Raw genomic sequence first — 12408 nt, forward strand, 5'->3', positions numbered from 1 at the left:
TTTGTATAGTTTGAAGGACAATGTTATACGAGTTTGTAATAAGTTGTTATTGGACAATAATTATTATGTAATCTTAAAGAACCGTCTAATCTTAATAACATATTCACAAAACCCGTATTTTGTACATATGTTATTGAGTTGGATTAATCATGCTCACGATTCTCCATACACGCATCTGGCGCTTTGCGATATCGTGATTCGGGTGCGTTAAGTCCGGGCGTCCGCAAAACTTAGCAATCTTCATTGCGCTCTTCGATTGCTGATGAACGCGCCGCTTCATCGTGGCGCCGTTGATTTCCCGGTAATGGTATACTTTGTTTGTCAGTTCCTTCGTTCCACAAACAGGTCTGGGTCACTCTGCCAATAATTCGAGGGACAATCCAGAAATTTGGGTTTTTAATTTTTCGCCGCAGAATCTTTTTCTCCAGCATCATATCACCTAAAAAGTAAATGTATATTACCATACTTCCCTTGCCAGGTATCACAATATATGTATGGACAAAAAGAAAAAGGCCGCAAAAGCGCGACCTTTTTTGATGTCGTTTCCGCCGCCGACCAGAAAGTCGATCCAACCGCTTCCGTCCATTGTGAATGTCGTCGACTTCATCACGCCGACCGGGGCATCTCCGCCGCCTTCAGAACCCCACATGTGATACGTCCCATTATGGTTGAACGGTCCTCCCCAGTCCCAATCGTTGTCAGGGGTCACATCGTCGTTGCCGAACGCCGTTCCGCTCAAGACCGTCCTGCCCGATAAAGCGCCAGTTTCGAAGTCGGGTTGACGATATTGTTCGTCGACGGCTCTTGCGTCGGGACGTGAAAATCGTCGACGTTGATATGGCCCCATGCGCCCTTCGCGTTATCGACGATTTTGATGTAACACTGAGTGCCAATATAGTCGGATGCGTCCCAATTCACCCGGCTGTACGCCTCGCGGTCGCCGCCGGTCGCTTTGAACAGCTCCTTCCCGTCCGATGCGCGGACCAGCGCGACATACAGATCGTAGTAATTGTTGCCTCCCCCGATCAGAAAATCGATTTGTCCGTTGCCTCCGAGAATGGATGTTTGCGAACGCATCACGCCTATATGAGAGTCGTCAGTATTTTTCGCGCCCCAGAAATGGCTGGCGCCGTGTTGGTTGAACGGTCCTCCCCAGCCCCAGTCCTTGTCCGTCGTCACGTTCAAATTACTGAAAGCGTCTCCGCTCAGGATGATCCAACCCGATAAATTATCGTCGAAATCCGGATTAATCAGATTGCCGTGCACGGGCTCCGGGACAACCGTAATCTCGCTCGTGCCGGTAAAGCCTCCAATTCTCGAAGTCGCCGTAATGGTAGCTGTGCCGACCGATTTCCCAGTTACTTTGCCGTTTACGACCGTCGCTACGTTCGGATTGCTGGAGGTCCAGATCACATCTTTGTTGGTAGCGTTTGCAGGCGATACGGTTGGCGTCAACTGAACACTGGCGCCCATCGTCAACGGTTTGGCGGCCGGACTTATAGTAACGCTGGTCGGATTTACCGCCGTGTATGCCGAATTCATCGCCCACACTTGCAACGACTTCACGATTACCGTGTTCGAATTGGCATTCGCATAAAGCTGAATGCCTTTGGCATCGTTGCGAGTGGGGTACGCTCGAGTAGTCAGCGATTTTAAGCCGTTCAAATACGCTTCGATCATCGATCGGTCCACATAAATGCGTAGCTTGATGTTTTCAGTTTCGATATCGACGCCGCCGCCTTGATACCATTTCTCAACGTCCGGGTTCCGGCTTCCTTTTGTTCGGTCAACCCAGAATTCAGTCGAGCTCTTCTTATAGTACACATTGGTCTGTTCTTCCCCTCCCGGCGAGCGGCGCAGGCTCAAACCGACTTCATTCGCCGTTCCCGGATCGATCTCCGCAACGATTTCATACATATCGGAATGAATGCCGGACAATACAGCATTGGCTGCTTCGAAGGTTGTGTCCGTCGTAATGTTGACGAGCTGAGTACCGCGAAGCGACTGCAGTTCCACGATTGGCTCTACGCCGAGTCTGCCGTCCGGCCGCAGGTGCACGTTCAGCGGCAGTCCGAAGTTATGCGCATACCCTGCGTCGGAGTCCATAGTAGCCGTTCGTCTGCCTTGTGCAATGCTGTAAATGACGGTTCGTCCGTCCGGCGTCAAGCCGGCGGCCGGCCCTGTGAAATGTTCGCCGACGTCGAGCAATTGCGGCACCTCGTTATCCGGTGTAAACCGCGCCGTCGTCGGGTCCCATGTGCCGATCCAGTAATACGTATATCGGGATTGATATTCGGAGCTCGACATTTTGGCCGGATTGATTATGAAGATGTATTTGCCGCTTGTACCGAGCGGCCGCAAATTCGGTAGCTCCCATACCCGTCCGGTTTGGGGATACGTCGCATAGTTGCCGACATACAGCGGACCGCGATACGTCCAACCGTTTTCCAGCGTCGGATCCGTCGTCGAATACACCAAGGCGGTACCGCCGACGTCGTTTCCTTGAGAATCCTGTATGCCGGAGGTAACCAGCATAAACCATGTGCTGCCGTCCTTGAACACGAACGGATCGCGGAATTCGCCCATGATGCCTTGTCCCGGCTGCTGATCAACGATAACACGCGGACTTTTCGTCCAGCGATTAAGGTCGTTGTCGCCATCTTGCGGATAGGTGCTGCGCGCTATGTTAATGCGTTGATTCGGGGTTTCCCGCGTGTCACCGGCCGTGTAGAAAATAACTGGTACACCGTTACTGTCGAGTACGGAGCCGCCTGCCCATGCGCCATCGGGATCGACGGTGTTTTTTTCTGGGAAGACCGCATCTTGCGCGTCCCGCCAATGCACCATATCGGTGCTGACCAGATGGCCCCAACGGATATGATCCCAGTACGGCCCTCTCGGATTGCTTTGGTAAAAAACGTGGTATTGGCCGTTGAAATAAATCGGGCCGCCGGGCTCGTTCTGCCAGGACAAAGGGGGTTCGGCGTGATATTGCGGCCGCTGGGAATCGTTCGCCAACACGCTGCGGTCGATGCGATTATCGGCCGTCGGCAAATTGCCACCCAATGCGCTTATGTACGAGTGATAAGCGCTTTGAATGTCAGTGGCCGGAAGAGCTTGATTGCGGATTTTCACCTCGTCAATGAGCCCGCTGAACGCGTTCAAACCGAATCCGTACAGCCAGAAGCTTTGATTATTTTTACCGATGAGAAGATCCGTACCGCTTGCCAGAATAGGCTCGCCTGCGGGAAAATTCGCCGCTGCCACCTGCTGCCCGTTGAGATACAAAGCCGCCTGCCCCGTATCGCTGCTGTAAGTAGCGGCCACGTAGGACCACTCATCGAGCGGAAGCTGCTTATCCGACATCATTTCCCGCCAGTCGGTGCCCGTCCCGAATTGGAATCCCCATGTCCCGTGTCGATAGTTTCCGAGTATGAACCCTTCTTTGGCTTCCCGGTTATGCTGATTCACGATTGCCGATAATCGCCCTTCGGCGCCGGATTCGAAGTTGCGCGGCGCCACCCACGCTTCGACCGTTATTGCCTTGGTTGGAGTCGGAAACTTGTCGGCAGTATGAGTGACAGACGTCGAATAACCATCGAACAACAGAGCTCCGCCGCTGATACCGTCGCTTTTCCAAAGCGGATCTTGCGCAGGCTGGTAAATGCCGGTATTAAGATGATATGATATCGGATCGGCATTTTCCGATATCGACTCCTTCGTCGTCTTTCCCGTACCTTCATTCAGATGCCACTGTCCGACCAAGCCGCCTGCATAAACCGAGTTGTACACGTGAAAATCATCGGCATTGATATGTCCCCAACCACCGATGGCGTTATCGACGATTTTAATGTACAAATCTTGACCGAGATAGGCCGAAGCATCCCAGAATACGCGTTGGTAAGCCTCGGAATTGCGCCCCGTTTCTTTAAACAGCTCGGCGCCGTCCGACGCTCGTACAAGAGCGACATACAAATTGTTCAAGTCCCGGCCACCGCCCACGAGGAAGTCAATTCCGCCATTGCCGCCCAATGTAAATGTTTCAGACTTTAGTACCCCGACCACGCTATCGCCGCCAGCCTTAAATCCCCACAGATGATAAGTTTCGTTCTGATTGAAGGTGCCTCCATCGCTGAAATAATCATCGTGCACCAGGCTGCTCGGGGCAAACGCATCACCGCTTAGGCTGGTCCATCCCTTAATCTCGCCCGGTACGAGATCCGTCAGCTCAAAATCCGGATTATACAACGCCGGCTGCACATGTCCGTGCAGCGAAGGCGTCTGCGGGACATGAAAGTCGTCGGCATTGATATGACCTGTTTTGGAAGCATCGACGATCTTGATTTTGACTACCGCACCGACATAACCAGACGCATCCCAATTCACGCGGGAGTAAGCATCGGTGTTGCTGCCGGTCGCTTTCATCAGCTCGACCCCGTCGGAATCTCTAACGAGAGCGACATATAAATGGTTCGGATCATTGTTACCGCCAATCAGAAAATCGACCGCGCCGTCACCTCCAAGGGTAAAAGTCTCGGACTGTAAAACGCCGACTTTCGAATCGTCACCTCGCCCGGACCTGATGTGCCAAAAATTATGTTGATGAAAGGCTTGTTTGTTCCAGTAGTTCGAATCTGAGGCAACAGCAGCGTTGTTGCTAAACGCGGTTCCGTTGACAACGGTCCAGCCCGTCAAATCCCCTGTCTCGAAACTTGGATTGGCAATGGTGTTAGTATAAGCAAGAACCGCCGGAAGCGGGGAGTAAAGCTGTATCCCCGCTATAAGCAGTCCGAGGCCTATGTCTCTCATTCTTGCCAGATTGCGAAAGAGTGCGCGTCTCTTCTTCATCGCCATTCTCCTTCATAATGTGAAATAACAAGCATCAAAAAAACATCCCGGCGCAGCAAGAACATGACTTCTTCCTAGGGAAAGGATTCGAATTTGTTTACAATTCATAAGCCGCTTTTTAAATCCTTCAAACGACCGCTTCCGCCAGCACCCGATTGGTCAATCGTATCCGGAATCGAGCGCATAAACATCGGCATAAAGCAACGTTGCAAGTCCGCCTGAGGCGTACATTTCGATGCAAGTTGAACTGTCGGCGGGGAAGATCAGATCGGTCATGACAAGCTCGCCGTCGTTCGCAAACACTTCAACGGAACAACGATCTATGAACAGACGAAGTTTGAGCTTCCGGCCTTCCGCATGCAGCGGAGCTTCGTGTCTGCATGGAAACAACGGGTGGAAATGTGTCTGTCCGGAACGCGTTCGATCAATGAACAGGCTGCCGGACTTCGCGTTATAGCCGATAATCGTCTCCTCCCGCTCGGAAGCAGCCAGCCTGATACCGATCTCGGTCTCGTCGCTCTGCCACTCGATAACCGCAACCAACTCGAATGCATCGCTGCTTGTTTGGGGCATGAGCACAACCTGCGCATTCGCTGCAATCGTTACTTTCTCGTACCTTTTAAGCGTATGACGCAGCCCGGTCAGTTCATTCACCGGCTCTTGAAGCAGCCGAACCCCTTCAGGCCGATTGTGCAGCGACAGCGAGCGCGGCAGCGTCATTGCGCTTCTCCACATCGAAGCAGGAGTCAGGTTCGCATACTTCCAATTGCTCATCCATCCGATGAACAGGCGCCGCCCGTCTTGGACCGGCACATCGGACCACGTAACTCCCGCATAATTATCTCTACCATGATCCAGCCAGAGCACGGTATCCGGAGAATTGTCGTTATGAAAAGTCGAACCGTCGAAATATCCGATAAAGTACTGGGTTCGGGACCCCTCCTGCAGATCTTCCCGGTCCCCGATGCTGACGATAAGCACCCATTTCGTAAGCCCCTGCGTACCGGTTACAGGCAGCTCGAACAAATCCGGGCATTCCCATACTCCGTCGTGGGACCCTTCCCCTTCTCCCCCAAATTCGCCGGTCAGGCGCCATTCCTTCAAATCGTCGGACGCATAAAAGCGCACGCGGTCCGCTGCGGTGGTGACCATTGTCCACTGCTGTTTTGCTTCATGCAAGAACACCTTCGGATCGCGAAAATCTTCAAGCAGCGCATCGGACAGCACCGGATTGCCGGCATACTTAATCCACGTTCTACCTTTGTCCGTGCTGTACGCGAGACTTTGCCGCTGTCTTGGTTTGCCGGTCTCAGGATTCGTATCCGCATGCGTGAAGATCGCAACAAGCCCGTTTCCGCCACTGAAGAACCCCGTCGAATCGCGCCAATCCACCACCGCGCTGCCGGAAAATATCGCCCCGTGTTCGTCAGGCTCCAGCGCAATTGGCAGCTCCGCCCAATGGACTAAATCCGTGCTTACGGCGTGCCCCCAATGCATGGGCCCCCAAGTCGTCGCATCCGGATAATACTGATAGAACAAGTGATATTCCCCGTCAAAATACACCATTCCATTGGGATCGTTCATCCACCCGAAGGCCGGCGTATAATGTAGTTTAGGACGATAAGACTCCCGATGCTTATCAGTCCCAAAGCAGTTCAGCAACTTATGAACGTCTTCCAGCGTCGGCAGCGCCGGAATCGCCCCTCTACGCATCGTCGTCAGTGCTCCCGCAGCATTAGCGAAACGTATTCGTTGGGACAACTCGCGCTCCTCAAGACCCTTCAGCGTGGCACCCCGCTCAAGCAAACCGTGAATGAATGCACTCAGGAAAGCGTCTCCCGCCCCGGTAGTATCCATCACCTCTACAGGGAAGCCGCTTACAAGACCGGCGGCTTCGATCATGCGGTAGAAACAGCCTTTCTCCGCCAACGTCACAAGGATCAGCTTCAAGCCGTAATTCCGGTGCAGTTGCAGCGATCCCGCGATCAAATCTTGCGTTCCGGTCAAGAATTCGAGCTCTTCCTGAGACATTTTCACGACATCGGCAACGGCAATGCCTTCGCAGATCATGCGCTTGGCACGTTCCTCATCGTCCCAGAGAGCTAGACGCACATTCGGATCGTATGTGACGAGTGCTCCGCTTGCTTTGGCTAACGCAGCCGACTTGAGTGTAGCGGTTGCCGACGGCTCATGCGTCAGCGATACCGAGCCGAAATGAAAAACCTTGCAGCCACTCACAACGGATAGATCAACTTCCCGCTCCTCAAGCAGCATATCGGCGCCCGGCTTGCGGCAGAAGTCGAATCTGCGGTCCCCGTTCTCCTTCAGATGAACAAAGGCCAGCGTCGTATTCGCCTCCTCCGTCATCACGAGCGTATCAGTCCTGATGCCAGCCTGCTGCAGCCATTCCTTCAGGAAGCACCCGAACGAATCATTCCCTACCTTACCGATAAAAGCGGTTCGCCTGCCCCACTTTGCGAGTGCGGACAACACATTGGCCGGTGCTCCGCCTGGGTTGCGCTCAAACAGCTCATTCCCGTTATCCGAATGTCCGGCCGGCGTAAAATCGATTAATACCTCTCCGATTGCAGTCACATCGAGCATAACTTCCACCATCCATCCGTTCAAAAATCCAATATCTATGGTTGCGTATGAATCACCGGCAATGAAAATGCCCTTCCCATTTCCCAAATCCGGATCAAGCGAATCTGCAGTCCTTCATCCCCCAGCAGCCTCAGTCCGTCGGCGTCCTTACGCGACGGATACGCGCGTGTGGTCAGGCTTTTCACCCCATTGGCATAGGCTTCAATCAGAGAGCGGTCAACACAAATATGCAGCTTCAGTGGTTCCCCGCCCAGCTTCAATTCGCCTCCTTGAATGCCGTTCGATCTCTCCCTTACGTCAAGCGTCGATCTCGTGCGGTCACAAAATAACTGTTGCTTGCCGGCGTCGTATCCAATCACCGTTTCTTCTTCGCCACCCGGCGAACGCCGCAAGGAGATACCGCAATCCTCACTGGCAGCGGCATCGTCGACGGTGCTCTTACGGCCTTCCAATACCAAGTCGATTTCCAACATATCTCCGTGTATGGAGGCGAGTTGCTCGTTAACCGCTCCCAAGAACGAATGCTCCATATGAAGCAACTCCCTTCCCCGCAAAAGCCGCAGTTCCTCGATTGGTTCCACCCCAAGAAGTCCGTCGTCGCGCAAATACAGCGACACCGGAAGGCCTGCCGAATGCGACCAACCGCAATCATAGTCGATTTCCGGCGTTCTTTCCCCTTGCGTGATCGTAAACAGGAGAGATCGCCCTGTCTTCGGATCCACCATTCCGCTAGGCCCCGTAAAGTGAAAATCCCCAACATCAATCAGCTGCGGCTCCTCCTGATCTGGCATAAACCGGTAAGCCTCAGCGTCGAACGTACCGATCCAATAAAACACCTCCACATCGGCGCCATCGCCCCAAGGAGATATAAGGAAAATATGCTTGCCGGAAGGAGCTCCGGTGCGCGCGAGCGGCAGCGGCAGCAGAACCGGCAGCTCCCAAACGGTGCCAAGATAAGGGTACTTTCCATAATCACTGACGAACAGCGGACCGCGGTACGACCATGCCCTCATATCTTCCGACGTATAGACGACAGCCGTGCCGCCGCAACCCTCGGTACCGGTACCGATCAGCATATACCATCTCCCTTCCGCCTGCCAGACAAAGGGGTCCCTGAACTGCCCGAACAGACCGATTCCCGGCTTCTGCTCAACAATCAGCTGCGGCTCCTTGCGCCAGCGGGTTAGATCGTTGTCCTTATCCTCGGCATACGTACTTCGCGCTAGCCCAATGCCTTGATTAGGAGAACGTTCATCGTTGCCCGCCGTGAAGAACAGAGCCGGCAAGCCTTGCGCGTCGTATGCCGCACTGCCAGACCAAACGCCGTCCGGATCGATTCCCGGTTCTGGCAACAACGCCGGGGGCAGGTCGCGCCAATGCACGAGATCCTCACTGACCCAGTGCCCCCAATGAATATAATGCCAGAACGGACCGTTCGGATTCGCTTGATAAAACAGGTGATACTGACCATTGAAATAGATCGGTGCATGCGGCTCGTTCATCCAATGACCCGGAGGGCTTGCATGAAATTGCGGACGGTGCCGGTCGTCTGCAAACAAACCGCGATTCAGCGCAATTTCCTCATAGTTCAATGCAGGAATCCGTCCCGAATGCGCTTCTAAATAAGCTGCGAACAATCCGCTGATTTCCTCCTGCTTCAAGGAGCGGTTCATCACCGTCAGCTCGTCGACCAAACCGCAAAAGTTATTCATCGTGAACGCCTCCGCGAGAATAACCCCATCGTTGTTGCGTCCGACTAGCAAATCCGCTCCGGAGCAGGGGGTTATCACCGTCCCCGGTGGAGCAGCCTGTTTGGAAACGACCTCCTCGCCGTTGAGATACAACCTCATCAAACCCGTCGCAGATGAGTAGGTTGCGGCTACGAAGGACCATTCGTGTAAAGGAAGCCGATGCTCGCGCGCCCACACTTCTTTCCACTCCCCATCTAGTCCGAGCTGTAGTGACCATGCGCCGTGCCGCGTCACCCCAAAGGCATAGCCTCCTCCCTGCTCCCTGTTATGCTGGTTTATAATGGCTGCCAAGCGTCCCTCAGCGCCGTATTCGTACAAACGCGGAACAACCCACGCCGTTATCGTCAACCCTGTCGACGGTTGCTTTACCTCAGATGCGGATCTTCGAATGTACGTCGAATAGCCGTCAAATAGCAACGCATTACCCGAAATTCCACGACGCCACTCCGGTTCTTTATGCGGCTGGAAGCGACCTTTGCTTAGCGCGAACTCAATCTTGTCAAAAGATCCCGTAACGAGATCTCGGGCGAAAGCGCCTTTGCCTTCGTCGAAGGACCATTGGGCGATCATGGAATCGCTTATCAATGATGCTGCAAAGCTGCGCATGGTCCTTGCCTCCTTTCCTCAACCGTTATTTTTGTGCGATTTTGTAACGGTCCAATCCTTTTTGATAAACAGCCATGAGCTCGTCCAGCCCCATCGCTTTCACTTGCTTCACGTAGTTGTCCCAAGCGGCATCGGTAACGCCTTCAATGATGAAATTTGCTCTCTGCGAGTCGACAAACTTCTTCAAATCCGGCTCGATTTGGTTGATTTTATCAAGTTCATCCGGCTGGAAGAAAATGTTCGGGTAATTCTCTTTTTCCATGTAGGGCTCATAGTACTTCAGCAACGCATTCTTCCTGGCCTTCGCGCGTGGTTCCATATCGACGATCGTTTCGAAATCATTCTTTGTTACGACACCGACAGCGTTAGGAGCGACCTTCTGGCGGAATTCGCCCATAGCGACGCCGGACGGAAGCGGTAGATTGATTAGTTTCCCATTGGCATCCTTCTCAAACACGACTCCAATCGGGCCCCAGTGAATCTGGGCCGCCATGTACGGCTCGTATTGTGCGTCCACCCATTTCATGGTCGCATCTGGATTCTTGTTAGCCTTTGTAATCACGAACGCCCCTCGACTCGGGCCGCCGCCATTGGCTCGCCCGACCGTTCTTTCGCCGGTAGGCCCGGTCAATGGAGGGAGGAAGACATAGTCATTAACGCGATTCGGCCCCGTATACTCGCCGTCGTTGTCCCACCATATGAACGAACCGACCGTTTCGTTTGGCGTTTTGCCTTTAGCCAGGTACTGGGCATCCTTCTGCGTGAAGGCTTCCGGGTCTATCAGTCCTTGTTTGTACCATTTCTCGCTAAAATACTTCAGGGCTTCCTTAAACTCCGGCTGCACAGCCGTAAAGATCACTTTACCACCTCGAACGATGCGGTGATCCTGATTATCCGGCATGCCGAAGGCGCCGAACAATCCGGCGATATCCGCGCACCACCACCCATTCATATAAGTGAGCGGGATTTCATCCTTCTTTCCGTTACCGTTCGGATCATTGTTTTTGAAAACAAGCAAGGCGTTTGTATACTCGTCCAGCGTCTCCGGAACTTTAAGACCGAGCTTATCCAGCCATTTCTTGTTGATGACATGGAAGAACGGATTGGTTCCAAGCTCGTTCTCCTCCCAAATGGGAAGCCCGTAGATATGACCGTCCGGCGCGGTGATGGCTGCCTTGATATCCGGCCGATCTTTGAGCAGTTTGCTGAAATTCGGAGCATTCTCCTCGATCAGCTTCTCTAGTGGAATGATCGTTCCGTCTTTCCCGTAGGTTACTAATTCGTAGTCGGAGAAGTCTGCGCCGTAAAAGGCGTCCGGTAGATCGCCGCTGGCGATAAGCAGATTTTTCTTGTCCTTGTAATCCGTATCCGGGATATTCGTCCAATCGACATGAACGTTGGTTTGCTGCTCCAAACGTTTGAAAATTTCCATTTCGCCATAGCCCGGAGATAGCGAAGCTTTGGGAGCAACCATCTTCAGAGTGACCGTGCCTGATGCATCGGATGAGTCCACAGGCGCCTCCTTGGAATCGTTTTTGGTACATGCAGTCATGACAAGCGAACTGCAAACGAGGACGCATAATGTGGCGGAAAATGATTTCTTCATGCTGTTTCCCTCCTTTTTGTTCTTACATGTATCAATCCCCTAAATTCCTAGGCATTTAGGGATTTCACGGAAATGAATCAGCCTTTAATGGAACCGATCAGAACTCCCTTGACGAAATAGCGCTGCAGGAACGGGTACAGGACGAGCAATGGTCCGCTGGATATGATGATGACCCCGTATTTGATCAGTTCGGTGACTCTCATTTTGGCCAAATACGAATCCACATCGACGAGAACCTTGGCATCCACCTGATTCTGGACGAGAATATTCCGCAATACCAGTTGCAGAGGCCATAACTTATCGGAATTCAAGTAAATCAAGGCGTCAAAGAACGAGTTCCAAAATCCGACGGTATGAAAGAGGACCATAACGGCGATAACCGGTTTGGATAGAGGCAGCACAATGCGCACGAAAAATGTCGTATCGGAGCATCCGTCCATAGCAGCCGCCTCCCGCATTTCGTCGGGGATAGTGTTCTGAATGAACGTCCTGACGATGATGATATTGAATACCCCTGCCGCTCCGGGGAGAACCAAGGCCCACATCGTGTTGACCATCCCCAGGCTCTTTATCAGCAAATAGGTTGGAATGAGGCCGCCGTTAAAAAACGTAGTAAACAGGAGGAACCAGGTGATGAACGTTTTTCCATACAAATCTTTACGCGAAAGAGGGTAGGCCGCCATCAGGGTAATCGATACGCTGATCGCCGTACCGACGACTGCATACAGAATCGAATTGGCATAACCGCTCCAGATCAGCTTGTCTTGGAGAATCCGGCTGTACCCGTCAAAAGTCAGATGCTTCGGCAGAATATAAACTTCGCCCGCATAGATGGCGTTCGGATCGCTAATGGAGGCAATCAGTACGAAATAGAGTGGATACAGGATCAGCAAAACCCCGATGGTCAAACATGCATAGTTGATCAAATCGAAAATCAGATCACTTCTTGAACGTCTTCTCATGACCAGTTCCATGTCGCATCCCCCTATAATT

6 protein-coding genes and 1 pseudogene are annotated in these 12408 nt (G+C 52.8%); all 7 read right to left on the minus strand.

Annotation, left to right across the window (positions count from 1 at the left end):
• Nucleotides 1-169 precede the first annotated feature (169 nt).
• A pseudogene (locus tag KQX66_RS38710) lies at nucleotides 170-343 on the minus strand (cystathionine gamma-synthase family protein); the annotation flags it as partial.
• Nucleotides 344-481: 138 nt separating this feature from the next.
• Nucleotides 482-739 (minus strand): hypothetical protein, encoded by a 258-nt coding sequence (locus KQX66_RS13155; RefSeq protein ID WP_216793020.1) that lies wholly within the window; start codon nucleotides 737-739, stop codon nucleotides 482-484.
• Complete coding sequence (locus KQX66_RS13160) at nucleotides 736-4848, minus strand: GH32 C-terminal domain-containing protein (RefSeq protein WP_253957114.1); 4113 nt, start codon at nucleotides 4846-4848, stop codon at nucleotides 736-738. Before KQX66_RS13160 ends, KQX66_RS13155 begins: the two co-directional genes overlap by 4 nt.
• 159 nt (nucleotides 4849-5007) lie before the next feature.
• Complete coding sequence (locus KQX66_RS13165) at nucleotides 5008-7452, minus strand: PfkB family carbohydrate kinase (protein WP_216793022.1); 2445 nt, start codon at nucleotides 7450-7452, stop codon at nucleotides 5008-5010.
• A gap of 35 nt (nucleotides 7453-7487) precedes the next feature.
• Complete coding sequence (locus tag KQX66_RS13170; RefSeq protein WP_253957115.1) at nucleotides 7488-9809, minus strand: GH32 C-terminal domain-containing protein; 2322 nt, start codon at nucleotides 9807-9809, stop codon at nucleotides 7488-7490.
• A 25-nt stretch (nucleotides 9810-9834) separates the two neighbouring features.
• The gene (locus KQX66_RS13175) at nucleotides 9835-11415 is read right to left on the minus strand and encodes an ABC transporter substrate-binding protein (protein WP_216793024.1); all 1581 of its coding nucleotides are present in this window, start codon (nucleotides 11413-11415) and stop codon (nucleotides 9835-9837) included.
• Nucleotides 11416-11492: 77 nt separating this feature from the next.
• Nucleotides 11493-12389 (minus strand): carbohydrate ABC transporter permease, encoded by an 897-nt coding sequence (locus tag KQX66_RS13180; protein ID WP_216793026.1) that lies wholly within the window; start codon nucleotides 12387-12389, stop codon nucleotides 11493-11495.
• Nucleotides 12390-12408 lie beyond the last annotated feature (19 nt).

Source organism: Paenibacillus oleatilyticus (genome assembly GCF_018998565.1).
Classification (GTDB): Bacteria; Bacillota; Bacilli; order Paenibacillales; family NBRC-103111; genus Paenibacillus_G; species Paenibacillus_G oleatilyticus.